Origin of the sequence: Alteromonas sp. RKMC-009 (genome assembly GCF_003584565.2) — a bacterium.
GTDB lineage: Bacteria > Pseudomonadota > Gammaproteobacteria > Enterobacterales > Alteromonadaceae > Alteromonas.
Map to the genome: position 1 here is coordinate 2,489,433 of NZ_CP031010.1, position 17,017 is coordinate 2,506,449.

The following is a 17,017-nucleotide window of genomic DNA, read 5'->3' on the forward strand; positions in this document are numbered from 1 at the left end:
TAACAACGTGCCGGTACCCGTCAGCATTATGTGGTTCCGCCAGGACTTGCGCGTGAAAGATAATCCCGCGCTGAACGCCGCCTGCGACCTTGGTAAAATCATCCCTGTATACATTGCAGATACGTCTGTACCGGAAAAACGACTCCCCGGTAGTGTAACTAAATGGTGGTTACATCAATCATTAAACTCCCTTAATGATCGCCTTAACGGCCATTTGCAGGTATTCAGCGGCGATCCGGCAGACCTCATTCCTGAACTCATGGCACGGTTTGATGTGCAGCATATTTTCTGGAACCGGTTGTATGAGCCATGGCATGTGGCCAGAGACAAAAAACTGAAGCAGGCCCTGAAAGATGACGGCAAAACGGTGAAGAGTTTCAATGGTTCGTTGTTGTGGGAGCCCTGGGACATTGAGAATAAATCAGGTTCACCCTATAAGGTATTTACGCCGTTTTACCGTAAAGGCTGCTTACAGGCTGCTGAGCCACGTTTTCCCCAGGCGCCGGTAGCCAGAATCACTTACGCGGATGTGGACAATGCAGGTATGTCAATTGATGATCTCGGGTTGATGCCTAATATTCAGTGGTACGATGGCATCGAAAAAATGTGGACACCGGGAGAAGACGGAGCAGCAGACCGGCTTGCTACCTTCATAGACGAAGCCGCAGCGAATTATAAAACCGACCGGGATATTCCGGCTGTGCAGGGTACATCGTTGCTCAGCCCGCATCTTCATGCCGGAGAAATATCTCCTAATCAAATCTGGTATGCCATTAAGGATGCGTTTGGCAACAGTGATGATAAGAATATCGATACCTATCTGAGTGAACTGGGATGGCGGGAATTTGCCCATCACCTTATCTATCATTTTCCTGACTTCCCCGATAAGAACTTCAATGAGAAGTTTGATAAATTTCCATGGCGCCGGAGCCAGAAAGATTTGCAAGCCTGGCAGAAGGGCCGCACGGGTATCCCTATTGTCGATGCAGGCATGCGGGAATTATGGCACACCGGCTATATGCACAACCGCGTACGGATGATTACCGGTTCATTTCTGGTGAAGAACTTACTTACCGACTGGCGTGAGGGAGAAGCCTGGTTCTGGGATTGTCTGGTTGACGCTGACGGTGCGAATAATACCGCCGGATGGCAGTGGGTGGCGGGGTCGGGTGCCGACGCCGCGCCTTATTTTCGGGTATTTAACCCGGTGTTGCAAGGGGAGAAATTCGACAAGCAGGGCGAATACGTACGTACCTGGTGTCCCGAACTGAAAAAATTGCCCAACAAATATATTCATAAGCCCTGGGAGGCGGACAAAGCAACGCTCAAACAGGCTGGTATCGTGCTCGGAGAGCAATATCCTGAACCTCTGGTGGATCTAAAAGCGTCACGACAACGGGCACTGGACGCCTTTAATGAAATTAAGGGGTAACCATGGGCTGTACTCTGCGATTGATACTTGGCGACCAGCTCACCGCCACTTTACCGGTGATCACTGACGCGGTGAAAACCCGCGATATTTTGTTGATGGCAGAGGTGAAAGAAGAAGCCACTTATGTGAAGCACCATAAGAAGAAGATTGCATTTCTATTTTCAGCTATGCGGCATTTCGCAGAAGAACTGAAAGACGACGGCTTCAAAGTAAATTACAGAAAGTACGATGACCCTGACAATCAGGGTAGCTTGCTGAATGAAGTAAAAGCGCTGGTGAGCACACACGATGTTGATAATATCGTTGTCACTGAACCGGGTGAATACCGTTTACTGAAGAGTATGCAGCAATGGGAAAGTCAGCTCGGTGTGCCTGTGGATCTGTTACCCGACGAACGGTTCTATGCCAGTAAAGCCAGGTTTGCTGAATGGGCTGAAGGACGGAAAACCCTTCGTATGGAATTCTGGTACCGGGAAATGCGCAAAGAAACCGGCATTCTTATGGAAAATGGTGCGCCGGCGGGGGGAGACTGGAACTACGATGCGAAAAACCGTGAGTCCATGCCCGCCAGTGTCACTCCACCACCACCGGTAAAATTTGAGCCCGATGAGATAACCCGGGACGTGATCAGTCTGGTTGAAAAAGAGTTCGGTGATCACTTCGGTGAATTAGATGATTTTCATTATGCTATCGATCGTGCCGGTGCACTTGAGGTATTAAACCGCTTTATTGACGAACGGCTACCGGACTTTGGCCGCTATCAGGACGCCATGCGTCATAACATGCCCTGGTTGTTTCATTCCCATCTGTCCTTTTACATCAATTGTGGTTTGCTCAGTCCCCGGGAGGTGGTTCAGCAGGCAGAAGCCGCCTGGCATGCCGGTGAAGCACCACTGAATTCCGTAGAAGGTTTCATCCGGCAGATCATTGGCTGGCGTGAATTTGTGCGGGGATTTTACTGGCATTACATGCCGGGGTTACAGACAGATAATTATTTCAATGCAAAAAGAACCTTGCCGGACTTTTTCTGGGACGGCTACACCAATATGAATTGTCTGCGTCAGTGCATTACTGACACTAAAAAACATGCCTACGCACACCATATTCAGCGTTTGATGGTGTTAGGTAATTTTTCATTATTGTGTGAGTTATCTCCCGCTGAAGTGCAGGAGTGGTACCTGCTGGTGTACGCAGACGCCTACGAGTGGGTCGAATTACCTAATGTCTCGGGCATGATTTTATTCGCCGACGGCGGCAATCTCGCTAGCAAACCCTACGTAGCAAGTGGCAGCTACATCAATAAGATGTCTGATTACTGCAAGCATTGTGGTTACAGTGTATCGAAAAAAAGCGGAGAAGGAGCCTGTCCGTTCAACTACCTGTACTGGCGCTTCCTCGATGCCCATCAGGACAAGTTACGGAAGAACCCGAGAATGGCGCTTGTCTATAAAAGCTACGACAGAATGGCGGAAGAGAAAATCGCAGCGATGCGGGAAGACGGTCAGCGTTTTCTGACAAAACTGAGTAAAAATGAAGAAGTCTGACTTACCGCAGAAGATGTGTCCGGTTTGCCAGCGGCCATTTACATGGCGCAAAAAGTGGGAACGGAACTGGGAAGCGGTAAAATATTGCTCTAAGAGATGTGCCGGCAATAAACAAAGCCGGCACGACCGTTGATATCAGAACATCCAGCCCGCAGGATCCGGGTGGGCTTGATTGTTATCAAGATACTTCATGCCTTTCACACAACGAACAATCAGCCAGACAACCCAGAACAGAATAACCAGCCAGCCTATCAGCACAATTGACAGAATAGAGCCGATCACCAGGTAGAGGAAACCTATCCAGAAAGTACGGATTTGGAAACGGTAGTGGCTTTGCAGCCATTCCGGTGCATCTGATTTATTTATGTAGGCCATCACAACCCCCACAAGGCCGGTGATACCAAATAATATGCCTACCAGATACAGGATATAGACAATCTTCGCAGTGCTGCCTGATGCATTGGTGTTCGCGGGAATTTCGCTCATTTTATTTATCCTTTTTAAAGTTATTTTTCCATACTATTTTCAGTCGGTTAGAAAGGCGGCTTGATAAATAGTCATGAAATAGTGCGATGAAACCGGACAAAATGCAATGCTCTGAAGAGATTGATGGCAAGCTCCTGTGATTAAGTTTTGCTTTTGTTGAGTTTTACAATTGAAACTTATTACAGAAAAACTGCGGTTTAGATTGGCTGTGTACCGGGACAGTGATAGACAAGTCAGTTCAACCGACAATACTGATATCCCTATGATTACAAAACTATCCGTTTCTCATTTTGCTATTTTGCTTAGTAGCTTGCTGACGCTTTCTGCCTGCTCAACGACTCAAAACAACGATGATGGCTGGCAAAATTTACTGTCTCCGGCAGAACAGAAAAACTGGACTGCAAAAATTAATCATCATCCTTCCGGGCAAAACTTTGCCAACACATTCCGGTTCTCAGAAGATATACTGCTTGTACGTTATGATGGTTATGATGACTTCAACGAACAATTCGGCCATCTTTTCTATGAAGCTGAATTAACCAACTTTCATCTCAAATTTGAGTACCGCTTTACCGGAGACTTTCTTGAAAGCGCCCCGCGCTACGCACGATTAAACAGTGGTGTAATGTTTGCCAGTCAGTCTGCTGATTCCATCCTCACGGATCAAAACTGGCCGGTTTCGGTGGAAATGCAGCTGTTGGCTGAGCGTGAAGCCGGTGTAGCAAGACCTACAGGAAATATGTGTTCGCCCGGTACTGAAATTTACTATCAGGGTGACATTTATCCTGAGCACTGCCTTAACTCGTCATCGCCAACGTTCCCCGCCGGTGAATGGGTGAGGGGCGAACTGATCGTTAAAGACGGACACGTTACTCAACTTATCAATAATGATGTGGTCCTTGAATATGATTTAGCTCTCGCTAAAAAGGACGATCTGGTCACCGGTGAAAACCCGGCGACATGGGAACAGATGAAAAACCTGAAGTCAGGTTATATTGCATTTCAAAGTGAAGGGCAGCCCATTGATTTTAAAAATGTTTACTTAAAAATACTGTGAATGGTCAGCCTCTTCGAAGCAGAGTTTCCCCGGTCACTACCTGAAGCGCTTCCTCTGTTGTAAAAAGTTTTGTCACCGGGAAATTATCCATAATTGAAACCCGGTGACACAAAATGACGCCATATAATTGATTTTGATTGACCCTGAATATCTTCAAATTTAACGTGAATTTATTGTAAATAAATGGTGAAAAGTCATGCGGTTTGAATGCGTGACGTTTCACTCTTCAAAGGATCCGTTATGAAATTGAAGAAACTGTCACTCTCCATTATTACCGTATTGCATGCCGGCTTAACTACAAATGCGCTCGCTCAGGACAACACACAGGAGAGCGCTACCGGTGATCAGTTGGAAGTTATCGAAGTAAAAGGCTTTCGAAGCTCACTGAACAAATCCCTGCTGACAAAACGCGCTAACGTGAATTCCATGGAGTCCATATCCGCCGAAGATATTGGTAAGTTTCCAGATCTAAACTTAGCTGAATCGCTACAACGTATTTCAGGTGTCTCAATCAGCCGCGAAGGCGGCGAGGGCAGACGTATCACACTGCGGGGCCTCGGCCCGGATTTTACCCGTGCAACACTGAACGGTATGGAAATACCGGCGGAAACCGATCAACTGGACTCGTCAATTTCCGCTCTGAGCGGCGGGCGTGCATTTGACTTCAATGTATTTGCGTCTGAATTATTTAATCGTGTGGACGTACAAAAATCTCCAACGGCATCAATGGAAGAAGGTGGTATCGCGGGTTCTGTTAATCTGTATACCGCCAAGCCTTTTGATAATCCCGGGTTTCATTATGCCGGTTCAGCGCAGGCGAACTACAACGATGTCTCTGAGGAGACCAACCCCCGCACGGCGGTAATGGTGAGCAATACCTTTGACGATGATAAGTTTGGTGTCCTTTTCTCACTGGCTTATTCGACCCGGAACGTTAACCAGCAAGGCTTCGGAACCGTAGGCTGGCAAACGCCGGTTAACAATAATATGACTTACGCGGATACCAGCAGTACAAACGTTACCGGGTCGCCGTCCGGTGCTGATTGTCAGTTAAATGGTGCAGATGTTGACGCCATCAATTGTTTATATGCCCCCCGGATCCCGCGGCCGGATTATTTCGGTAACGAACAGACCCGCCTGGGTATTACTTCTTCATTTCAGTATGCGCCGTCTGATAATGTGTTACTTACCTTCGACTACTTACATTCACAACTGGAAAATGAACGCTCGTACTATCACATGTACGCTATGTTCAGAAATTACTTCAATCAAATCACACCAACATCGGTTACTGTAGCGCCCAATGGCCAGCAAATTATTGCCGGCGAATTTGATGGCATAACTAACCGGGTTGAGAGCCGTGAGACCACCAGTGATACGGCATTTAACCAGTATGTGTTATCGGGAGAGTTTGGCTTAACAGACCGTCTCATCGTGGATGCCATGGTGGGGTATGCAGAAATCGATTTTTCCCGTGATGAATTTCGTCACATTATGGACAGTACAGAACCGCATAGTTTCGGTTTCGATTTTACGGGTAACCCCAATGCTGCGTTGCTCGACTTCCAGTTCGATTATAACGATCCTGCCTTGTACAACTTGTCCTCTTATGATTTACAGGATCAGACTGATAAAGAAAACCTGACCGCTAAATTTGATGGAAAATATGTGGCGGATATGGTCGAAGTTAAGGCCGGTGTGGCGTACAACAACCGCAAAGTCTCCCGCCAATATTTCGGTCTGCCAACCTTTTCTACGGGATCCGCAGAAGGCTTAACGGAAATGTTGCCTATCAGTAATTTTGGCGACGGTTTTGACGGTAATTTGTTTCCTTTTGTAGTGGCTGATTTTGATGCAGTAAAAGACGCTATCGGCCCCCTAAACTGGCAATCTCAGGATCAGAAAAACACGCAGGTAGAAGAAGAGACCATGGCCGTTTATCTGGAGTTTAATACGGACTTCGATATCGCTGATATGATTTTGCGTACCAACTTTGGTATGCGTTATGTGGATACCACCGCCACGTCAACGGGATATATCCGGCTGGAAAATTCTGTAGAAACCATCGTGGCTGAACATGATTATAAGAACTTTTTACCGGCTCTGAACCTGGCACTGGAGCCTGCAGATGATCTCATCGTGCGTTTAGGACTGACGCGGTCAATGACACGCCCCAGCTTAAATACGCTGAACCCGGGCAATCCTGCTTTTCGCTACATCGAAGGATTCGTGACGGTGGGTAATCCGTACCTTGACCCCTATGTGTCTAACAATGTGGACTTTGGCGTAGAGTGGTATTTTGACGAAGAGTCGTTATTGTCTGCCACACTGTTTTATAAAGACATAGAAACCTACATTCGCAGCACACAGGAAGAAAAACTGGTCGACAGTATTTATTACACGGCAATCAATAACGACCCGGTTTATGATCCCGCGATAACGGTTAATCCGTTCAGCGAACCTTATACCCATTATTCCTATGACAATGGCGACGGTACAACCATAAACGGCTTTGAAATCAGCTACCAGCAGCCATTTAACTTCCTGCCCGCGCCGTTTGATAATTTTGGGACAGTGGCAAACTACACCCGGGTCAGTTCCGGGGAAATCGTGGGTGTTTCCGAGAATTCTTATAACTTCACCTTGTACTACGAAACAGAAAAGTATGGTGCCCGCCTGTCGGCAAACAGCAGGGATGACTACTTTATCGAAGTCCCCGGCATCACCGGCAATGCGGAAAATGGAGTGACGGGTCCCACTAATATCGACTTTTCCTCATTCTATAACTGGTCGGATAATTTGACGTTCTCCTTTGAAGTCATCAACCTGACTGATGAGTATTCACGGCTTTTCGTCACCGGCGACGGTTCGCTGGACATGGTGCGGGAATATAACAACACAGGAAGACAGTTCTTCCTTGGCGTGCGCTATCACAACTAGGCAGCTTTACGTTACAGGGTCATAAGTTCTTATGACCCTGTCCTTATCCCGCAACACTTTATTCAGGCCAGGCTCACTATGCTCACACGTTGCTTTCTCTTCGCTGTTCTGTTGTCTGCATCACACGCCGTATTTTCTTCCGGAGAGCGATTCACTATTTCGGTCGATGAACCGTCTGTGCGTTTTATTGTTGTACAAAGCCGTGATCCGCTCATTGAATGGGCCGCCAAAGATGTGGCGGATGATTTATCTGCCCGCACCGGTTCGACTTTTGTTGTGGTCAAAAGCGATGACGAGGCAGCTTCAACACCATTTATTCACATAAACGTTGATGGCTCATTACCGCTACTCAATGCCAGTGCATTTCCTCATGGAAATCATGAAGCATTTGCTATTCATACAAGGCAGGACACTCTGGTGATCACCGGTGCTGATGTTAGGGGCACAGTATACGGGCTTTTTACGTTAGCCGAAAAAATGGGCATTTCACCTTGGCAATGGTGGGCGGATGTGCCGGTGAAAAAAGCCAGCGTGCCGCTAACGCTGGACAAGTTACCGGTTGTTGAAGGTCCTGCTGTGAAGTACCGCGGTATTTTCATTAACGATGAAGACTGGGGCTTGCTTCCCTGGGCGTCTCATACATTCGAGCCGGATACTGCCAATATAGGGCCCCGGACTTATGAAAAAATTTTTCAGTTACTGCTCAGATTAAAAGCCAACACCATCTGGCCTGCTATGCATCCGGGTACCCGTGCTTTCTTCACTGTGCCGGGCAACAAGGAGATGGCGCACCGCTACCACATTCATGTGGGCAGTTCTCATGCCGAACCCATGTTGAGAAACAATGTGGATGAATGGGACAAGCAGCAATCGGGTGATTTCAATTACACGAATAATGCCGCCAGGGTAAATGAATACTGGCGAAACCGTGTTGAACAGGTCAGTGATATGTCTGATCTGGCGATGTTTACCCTGGGTATGCGCGGCATTCATGACAGCGGAATGGAAGGTATACATTCCCAGCAGCAAGCCAAAGACACTTTACAGCAGGCTATCAATACCCAGCGTGCACAACTTGAAGCGGTTTTTGGAAAGCCCGCAGAAACGCTTACGCAAATGTTTACACCCTATAAAGAAGTACTCTCACTGTACGAAATGGGATTGTCTGTGCCTGACGATGTCACACTGGTGTGGCCTGATGATAACTACGGTTATATCCGCCGGCACAGTAATCGTGCTGAACAAAAACGGTCAGGCGGAGCAGGGGTGTATTATCATTTAAGCTACTGGGGCAGACCCCATGATTACCTGTGGCTGAGCAGTACCCACCCCGCGTTAATACAGTTTGAAATGCAACGTGCATTTGAAAATGGTGCTGACCGTATCTGGATAGCCAATGTGGGTGACATCAAACCCCTTGAATACAATATGGAATGGTTCTTACATCTCGGGTGGTACGGGCCGGATAAAGTGTCTGACGCAAAGACGTTCGCAACTTATCAATTGGATAGAGATTTTGCGATTTCTGACCCACAAAGCGCTGCAGATCTGTTATTTGACTATTACCATCTGGCTTTTATCCGTCGCCCGGAATTCATGGGGTGGAGTCAAACTGAGCCAACGACACAAACCCGGTTAGCCGGCTGGAACGGCGAAACCATTGAAAACCGTCTTCAGCAATACCAAAAGCTTGAGACATCCATTTTTGAACTTAGTAAAGGCATTCAACCAAAAGAGCAATCAGCCTGGTTTCAACTTATGAGCTATCCGGTGCAGGCGTCCTCAGAAATGAATAAAAAGTGGCTGTTCAGGCACAAAGCTGCTTTTGCAGTTTCACATTCAGTAGCTGATAAGCTGATGGAAAAGGCACTGGATGCACATAACACTATCAACGGGCTAACTCAGCAATATAACGGATTATCTGAAGGCAAATGGGCCGGCATGATGGATGCTGCACCGCGCAAGCTGCCGGTTTTTAACAAGCCGGCAATGATTACATTGACGGATGACGAAAAGCAAAAGCGTAATAGAGTTAACGACGGGGCCCAAAGTAAGCAAATTAAACCGGCATCAGTAAAGTTCATTTCACCTGAGGGTTACAGCTGGCAGGAAGTGAGAGACCTGGGCTATTCTGGCAAAGCATTAACACTTTATCCGCTGAAGCTACAATACTTCTCAGAAAAGGCCGCTGTTACCTACCAGTTTACTCTTGATGTTGCTCAGCATGTAACGTTAAACGTTGCCACGTTACCTGTGCATTCCAATGATTTTTCTCATGAGATCGCAATATCTCTGGCACAAAAACCAATCACAATATTTACGCTAAACACCAAAGGACGAAGCGAGCAATGGAAGCAGGGCGTATTGAATAACCGCATTCACAATAGTGTAGATCTGGGAAGGCTGAGTAAGGGAACACACAATGTGACCCTTTCAGTAAATCAAAACGGTATTGTCATTGATGAGGTCTGGCTGTCTGAACATGGTTCTTAGCAAGAGAATAGGGCACAATGCCGGCTGTTTTATAGATAACGGAGTTCTTATGTCTTTCAGTAATGTTGAAGCGTTAACCTCTCAACTGGCAAGCGCCCCGGATGAAATTGTATTCAGCGATGTGATTTCATTTGTTGACGATAACTACATTTTTACGCCTTCCGCTTTCAGCAATGGCGCAGTAAACAATGAGGCGAATCAAAATAACGGGTCTTGTAAACTGTTGGCCCTCGGCCAGCTACTAGGGTTAACACAGGCGCAGACACTCGCACTTTTTGGCAGTTATTACCGTGATGATGTGCTTAAGCATCCTGAAGGAACCGATCATGCAAATATTCGCAATTTCATGGTCTCAGGATTCGACGGTTTGCAGTTTGATACGTTTCCCTTAGCGGAAAAATAAAGCGCCTGTTTTATTTAACCCCGGCGCTTTTGTCCCTTGGTTAATCTGGCCATGCCGCCTTGTTTAACAGCCGCCTGCTGGCCATAGTGACCGGGCATTTCCGGAGAGCGCCAGCCTCCGGCAAGCTGCATTTCAGGTAGCGTGGCGCCATTTTCTGCCAGTGAAACAGTCGCCCCCACACGACCGCTGTGAGGGGTGATATTTTCCTGAATACCAGCAAGTGCAGCAATGCGTTTCCAGGTGCGATAAATGCTCGAGTATTCCAGCTTCGGGGCCTGTTTGAAATTCGCACTTTCATCATAAGGCAACAGAGCGTGGCCTCTGTTTGAGACGCGGCGGAACAGCACGCCTTTGTTTATCCTTCGCGGATCATCTTCACTTCGCTCAACTTTTTGTTGAGGGTCGTAATTCGCTTCAGCAACATACTCGTCAATCATATCCAGCGTATTGGGAGAAATGTACCTGTACTGGCCTTTGCCGGTCTGGTCACTTTTTGATGTTAAGACGAGCAGGGCGTTAGTGCGTTTATTAATGTCAGACAAACAAACTCGTACTACTTCGTCGGCTCTGAGCAGCGCGTCGAACATCAGATTAATCATGGCGAGGTCGCGCATTTCCAGCAGCGTGTCTGGGATCACACGCTCATTAATTTTTTCCAGTAAATCCAGTGTCAGCGGTACTGCCTGATGATGACTGAACTGGTATTTTTCATTCTCAGCCAGCGATAGCCGGATGAAGTCTTTAAGATAGACAGACTGCACAATGGGGTTCGGCAATTTGGCAATACCCAGGAATTTACTCAACGCGCTGAGCCTGCGTTTGATGGTGCGGTAAGCCAGAGGCGATTGACATAACATCTCTACATAACGTTTGACACAGAGTTCGTTATTTTCAAATGAGGCATTGAATCCGCTCAATCCGGATTGCTCGCAGAATATAACAAACTCGTTGAAATCGCTGATGTAGGCACGCTGCGTGTTACGGGGTAATCGTGAGAAAATATCATTGAAGTACTGATTCACCGCATCGCGGTAACAGTCTGTAAACTGTAACTGCTGAGATGCCGGCAACTTCATGTCAGATCCTTAGAAAATACAGGTATTCAAACGGGTGTCACGCATGAAGGGGAAAGCCGGCATACGTGGGAGTACGATGCCGGCAGTATATCTAAATTGACATTGACTGTATATAAATACAGTTGTTGTGTATGTCGGGCAGGGAAGCCTATTCAGTATTATCCCGTAAAGTAAAACCCGTCAGCCATTCAAGGATCAAATCTTTATGGTTGTCTGCCCATTGTTGAGACACGGTTTCAATATCCTCACCATTTTCTACTGCGGAGAGCATTGCTACCAGTTCTGCGTCATCAATCACAAACCGGTTTAACAGCTTCAGCAACTCGGGGGAACGCGCTTCCAGTTGCGAACGGAAACCCAGTTTGATTTCACTTTGCGGCCAGGAGGTACCTGTGCTGAGTTTATTGAGTCCCTGAGCTTTGAAAATGGCTTGCCATATTGCGGCGTCATGTGCAGGCTCTTCAACGAAATGCACATGGCGGTTTCCAAACAATGCATCAGGGTAATAGCAGAAGAATAAGCCAGGCTGTTCATTCTGATTGTTGCGGTTAATCAGTTGCTCCAGCAAGTCCAGGTCAAACACGTGATAGTCATAATACGCATCCAGACCATAGGCGTTAAGACGTCGCTTCTCAATTGCCACTGATGCCCAGCCTTTGGCACCAACCCAAATATCACCACGACCATTACCGGACATGTCAAAACGAGATGCATTTTCCGGAGTAACCAGATCGTTTACTGCTAACGTCGCCGGCGCTGTAAAATCGGTATAACAGAGACCTTGTTTTCCCGTACCGGCGCTTTCACCCAACTTAACTGTTTCGAACGCCCGCACATACCGGCGGATCAAGTCAGCATTGTTAGCCAGCCAGATATCCGGATGCACATCAATGTCGCCGTCGTGCTGGCCCATCTGTTTGAAGGCTTGCTCATGAGTAACGTTGACGAGCTGTGCCCGCGACTCTGTGTGTTCATTAATTATCGTGGCAAGAATATGCGCCTTTATTTGAGCGGTCGGCCAGTCCAGTAAGGCAATATTCAGTTCGGCATTATTTAAATCACGCTTCGACAGAATGGGCGCTGACTCATCCCGCTTCACATCATCCAGCGTTTCATATAAAAAGCCGTAGCCGAACCCACAAAATAAAAACACAAAAATACTGAAAATCCAGTAACTGTGACTCACGGTTTCGGGTCCGACCGTTTTCAGGCTCAGGCTACGCTCAACAGCGTCATACTGTCCGACAAAATCTTGCGAGCCTGATTTCTGCTTAAATTCGTCTGCATATTCCAGTAAGTCACGGCACACCAGCGCGTGATCGTGGCGGATCTGGATATACTGATTCCGTTCATTAATAACCAGAATGAGAAATATAACCGAAGTAGCCAGAATGAGCGCAAACAAGGCCGTGGAGAAACTTTCAGGACGGAAAATGAGTGAGAAGAAAACGTTCGTTGCGCCAAGCAAGATGAGAATGACCAGTTCTTCCGGTGGAATTCTGTCACTTTCCATGGTCATCAGTTTTTGACCCACCTGGAAATTATCCAGCAAACGCTCTCGATATATCGGAGTATTTTCAGTACCGGCAATCAGCACTTTCTTAATGTCCTGAATTTCCAGCTGAGCATTGCGCATATCCTTTGCGCCGTTAAAAGCCCGTAAGAACACGTATAAATGTTTAACGATATAATTATTTATCAGTGCTTTGTACTTCTCAGCAGATACGCCGCCGGCCGGTGCAGAGGAGGGGAGTTGCATCACCGAATCATTAAACTCTACCAGCAAACGTTCCCGTTCCCGGTTAAGGGATGTTGTCCGCTCAAGAGCAAAGGTACCCAACAGGACAAAAAAGACCGTGGATACAGCGAGCAAATCGTAATACGAGTCAATGGGATAAGTTGGCGCGAATAACACCCATATCCCCACCATACATACGGTACTGAAAAGAATGAGCAGCGATGAACGCAGAGGAAAGCGCAGCCCGAGAAAAATATTGGCCGACACAATAAGAACGGATGCAACCGCTTCATATTGATTGAGTAATCTGCCCTGTAACAGAGCGAGGATCACTACCGCGCCGACAGGCATGAAATACCAGAACACGCTGACAGACGCATTCGTCGCTGAAAATACGGATAAATCGTAGAGCAAACTTCCCAGCGCCAGAATAGCGATACCGGCAAAGGCCACCAGCGCATAATCCATATAATCAAACTGATTTGCTGTATCGCCAAACAAAAACAGGATGGCGAGCATACCGGGAGCAGCCACACAACGAACACCTGATTCCGTCAGTAAAGCTTTATTCAATGAGCTGAGGTTGAGAGCATTTTTATCTGAGATAGCAGACCAGGCATCCATGCATTTCATGCGCATATAGCAATTAATTGCCATAGCAAGCCCGCCTGATGCCGCCAGCAAAATGGTATTTATCATCGGACTTTCCAGCAGCAGCCAGTCTGCAATATCCAGATTCGGGCTCATCAAAACGATGAAGCCGGCAAACGCTGCTGCGGAGAAAATATAATCGTTCGCCGTGGTAGTTCTGTGCTTTTTACGCAATGTGCTGTCTATGTAGAAAAATACAATCGGCCAGGCTTCGAATATGAGAATGGCAATAACATCAAATTCCTGCGACATGTTCAGTGCAGCATACAAAAGCAGATGGTTTGCGCAGATAAGGGCACCGGAAAACAGCGTGGGGACAAGCAGCGCCGGTGTTTTGAAATGGGCTGCGATACCGGAGAAAAAGGCTTGTTGCCGCTTTGCAAACATGACCATGACGACTACAAGCGTAGAAATAGCAGCCAGCGTATGCGAAGTAGCAGCGACAAAGATTGGACTGGAGCGGTCTATCAGGTAGTTAACCACCGGCGGATAAAGCATCCACAACAGAATAGAGGCGCACATTAACACTATGGGTGAACGCATAAATTGAATGACGAGATGCTGCAAGAAGATAGCTCCTTTATCCTGTATTTTAGCGGCGGGAGATAGACGTTTATCTACTCAATGACCTTTTAATCTGTTGAATAGTATCATGTTTTGCTTTTGTTTATTTTCTAATTTCTTTGAGTTGGAGGTATATGTGTATGCTCAAAACGGGGCTAAGGACTTTATGGATTCACAGAACTAAAACTCACTGGATCAGAGAACTAACGTACTTGGCACAATTTAAACAAAGCATGCTGGAATATTATAACTAACTGAATATCACATACATTTTCATTAATCACGCATGATAACTGGAATTATCATGCGTGATGAATTCATAGATGAAGTATCTGTTTGCAAGGCGCCTGTATATCTATCCAGTGTCGCGGAAATATTTGAATATCTCTAACTTCAGGCTTCGTAAAAACGTTCATGTGTCTGGAGAATGATTCAATAAAGAACTTCTGAAACAAGTAAATCAGGCCATCATACGCAAAACATCAGCTTTACAGTAATTTCCTCATAACACCATTTTGCCGATATAAAGACGCAGCTACAGTTTATCGTTTTGGTCAGATTCGCATATATGGGGTTTTCTGTGTATGAGTCCGGTAATGCCCGGAAAGCTCTTATAAGCATTAACCAGGTACAACTTTTAAATTCAGCTAAGAAGATTCTGACAAGCTGTTGGAAATATATCCTTCAAAAGTCATGTTTAACGCCTGAAAACTAATCGTGCGCTACGTGAAATCTGCAAGGTCAGAGGTCACAATTTTTCTCAGATTTTACGTAGCGTCGCGTAATAATCTGGCACCTTGATAACCAAAATCCAAATATGCGGAGAGTATCAATTTAGATAAGCTGCATGCTGAATAATAGAAGGATTTCAGTGAATCAAAAGAACGCTGATGTCTGGTGTCAGATGTTTCATTTATCGTGGACAACGGTTACGGCAATGGTAATGGAACTAAGCCACTGTAAGTCGCTAGTACAAGCGAAAGGAACATGTGGAGCATTCATTCCACATGTTTTTTGCTGGCGTGCATGATTCCGGCAGATATATGAACCGCATCGAAAGGCCAACGAGCTCAGAGCTACAAAACTGTGTATTAGCGAATATCTCAACAGCCGGAAGCGACACAGTGACGCCACAATCCTTATTAATACTTAATTGCGCATAATGTATATTATGTTAAATTAAGTGTGGAAATACTATTGTTAATCAATCCCTTTTGAATACTGCCACATATAATGAGATTTTCTGCCAGCGTGAGATTTTTGTGTGACTACCACATGCCTTACTTGTGTTTTTTAAGCATTGTCATCGTCACCTTAATAAGAATTCTTACTGCGACCTGTTGTTCTATCAGAAGTATCTAGAAGCAAATCCTATAGCCGGAACATCAGGCTGTGAAAAATAAATCTCGTTTTGAGTGACAGTGAATTTCCAGAGAATTTATAACTCATTGATGCGTTGAAGTTGTCGCTGGCAGAGATTCTCAAATTAAGCGGCAGCCGCCACTTGTGTTGTGTCGTATCCATTGCCGTTATTGAATAGCTTTCCAACAAACCTGGAATTACTAGTTATTTTAGAGCTGCGCTATTGCCTACTTTCTGTGTGCCCGGAAAACATAAGTCCCTAGTAGATAGTTGTTTTGCGTTTCTCAGCGACCAGTTCATGGACATAGAATTCGCCGCCGTTTATCCACTGGTTTAACCCTTTAATGGTCAAGATACTTTTACAGCATGCCTGGCCACATTGGCTGCGCTGGAAATTTGCACGTATCAGGTACAGTTTATTATTACGCTCTACCAGGCTTACAATCACTCTCGTACTTTGCTTACCCTTTCAAGTGCCAACTTCCCGGCCCCCGTATCGATGATTCGTGTCGTGTCTCTGGTTAGTTATAACAAAGTTGACACTAAAGGAAGGTGGCGTACAATAAAAAATGTTATAACAATGTACCTACACTAGAGGTAGAACATGCGCACTCAAGTTCGAAAAATTGGTAATAGTTTGGGCAATATAATCCCTGCCGCTTTCATCAAGCAACTCGGCTTAGTCGAAGGGTCTGACATTGAGGTCAAAGCTGATGGAAATAAAATCATCATAGAACCAATCAAACGTCAGAAAAATCGCTTTCCGTTCAGTGAAAGAGAGCTATTAAATGGTTTGGATGCTCATACTTCTCATGCAGACGAACTGGCTTCAGTATCGGGTAAAGAGTTGGGTGAGTAATGGCTCAATATGTACCTGAACGCAACGAAATTATTTGGCTGGATTTTGAGCCGGTTAAAGGTAAAGAAATCGGAAAGTATCGCCCTGCATTAGTCCTATCAAGCAAAGAATACAATCAGCAAACGGGATTGCTGATTTGCTGCCCGGTTAGTACCAGTATTAGAGGTCAAGCGACCGAAGTTCCGGTAAATAACCTCGATAAACCAAGTGTTGTAGCTTCAAGTTTGATCCAAACTCTTTCGTGGAAAGACCGCAGTGCGAAGAAAATTACCACTGCTGAACATGGTGTAATGGAAGATGTTTTACTACGGGTTGTTCCGTTGATTGGAGCTGAATCGTTATTCGACGAATAATAATGGCCATCTGACTTCTGCCATTTATCCTGTTTAACCGGTGATGATCGTAAAGCCGC

General features: G+C 46.1%; 12 protein-coding genes. 9 read left to right on the forward strand and 3 right to left on the reverse strand.

Translation table 11 applies throughout. The features are described 5' to 3' along the window. Positions 1-7: 7 nt before the first annotated feature. Genes DS731_RS10980 through DS731_RS10990 form a run of 3 tightly spaced genes read left to right on the forward strand, consistent with a single transcriptional unit; the run spans position 8 to position 3,109 of the window. Entirely contained in the window at positions 8-1,432 is a 1,425-nt protein-coding gene (locus tag DS731_RS10980) for a cryptochrome/photolyase family protein (protein WP_119501369.1), read from the forward strand. Positions 1,433-1,434: 2 nt separating this feature from the next. Beyond that, complete coding sequence (locus DS731_RS10985) at positions 1,435-2,976, forward strand: cryptochrome/photolyase family protein (protein WP_119501370.1); 1,542 nt, start codon at positions 1,435-1,437, stop codon at positions 2,974-2,976. Next, the gene (locus DS731_RS10990; protein ID WP_119501371.1) at positions 2,963-3,109 is read left to right on the forward strand and encodes a DUF2256 domain-containing protein; all 147 of its coding nucleotides are present in this window, start codon (positions 2,963-2,965) and stop codon (positions 3,107-3,109) included. The genes DS731_RS10985 and DS731_RS10990 overlap by 14 nt, the downstream gene beginning before the upstream one ends. Positions 3,110-3,111: 2 nt before the next feature. Here DS731_RS10990 and DS731_RS10995 read toward each other — a convergent pair whose 3' ends face one another. Then, positions 3,112-3,462: a DUF4870 family protein gene (locus DS731_RS10995; RefSeq protein WP_119501372.1), complete on the reverse strand. Its 351-nt coding sequence runs from the start codon at positions 3,460-3,462 to the stop codon at positions 3,112-3,114. Between the two features lie 262 nt (positions 3,463-3,724). Here DS731_RS10995 and DS731_RS11000 point away from each other — a divergent pair, with 262 nt between their 5' ends. From DS731_RS11000 to DS731_RS11015, 4 genes are all read left to right on the forward strand, one after another. Next, positions 3,725-4,519, forward strand: a complete 795-nt coding sequence (locus tag DS731_RS11000) for a 3-keto-disaccharide hydrolase (protein ID WP_119503392.1) — start codon at positions 3,725-3,727, stop codon at positions 4,517-4,519. 240 nt (positions 4,520-4,759) lie between these two features. Further along, positions 4,760-7,459 carry a TonB-dependent receptor gene (locus DS731_RS11005; RefSeq protein WP_119501373.1) on the forward strand — a complete coding sequence of 900 codons (2,700 nt, stop codon included), beginning with the start codon at positions 4,760-4,762 and terminating at the stop codon, positions 7,457-7,459. Positions 7,460-7,537: 78 nt separating this feature from the next. After that, positions 7,538-9,952, forward strand: a complete 2,415-nt coding sequence (locus DS731_RS11010; protein ID WP_119501374.1) for a glycosyl hydrolase 115 family protein — start codon at positions 7,538-7,540, stop codon at positions 9,950-9,952. Between the two features lie 49 nt (positions 9,953-10,001). After that, positions 10,002-10,355: a HopJ type III effector protein gene (locus DS731_RS11015; protein WP_119501375.1), complete on the forward strand. Its 354-nt coding sequence runs from the start codon at positions 10,002-10,004 to the stop codon at positions 10,353-10,355. Positions 10,356-10,369: 14 nt separating this feature from the next. On the opposite strand, the gene DS731_RS11020 is transcribed toward DS731_RS11015, so the two are convergent. Both DS731_RS11020 and DS731_RS11025 read right to left on the reverse strand, forming a co-directional pair. Further along, positions 10,370-11,431, reverse strand: coding sequence for a tyrosine-type recombinase/integrase (locus DS731_RS11020; protein ID WP_119501376.1), 1,062 nt, complete (start codon positions 11,429-11,431; stop codon positions 10,370-10,372). A 148-nt stretch (positions 11,432-11,579) separates the two neighbouring features. Next, positions 11,580-14,387, reverse strand: coding sequence for a glycine betaine ABC transporter substrate-binding protein (locus tag DS731_RS11025; RefSeq protein ID WP_150154277.1), 2,808 nt, complete (start codon positions 14,385-14,387; stop codon positions 11,580-11,582). Positions 14,388-16,350: 1,963 nt separating this feature from the next. Between DS731_RS11025 and DS731_RS11030 the strand changes: the two genes are divergently transcribed. After that, a complete protein-coding gene (locus DS731_RS11030; protein ID WP_119501379.1) occupies positions 16,351-16,605 on the forward strand; it encodes an AbrB/MazE/SpoVT family DNA-binding domain-containing protein in 255 nt (84 codons plus the stop codon). Then, positions 16,605-16,958 carry a type II toxin-antitoxin system PemK/MazF family toxin gene (locus DS731_RS11035; protein ID WP_119501380.1) on the forward strand — a complete coding sequence of 118 codons (354 nt, stop codon included), beginning with the start codon at positions 16,605-16,607 and terminating at the stop codon, positions 16,956-16,958. The genes DS731_RS11030 and DS731_RS11035 overlap by 1 nt, the downstream gene beginning before the upstream one ends. Positions 16,959-17,017 lie beyond the last annotated feature (59 nt).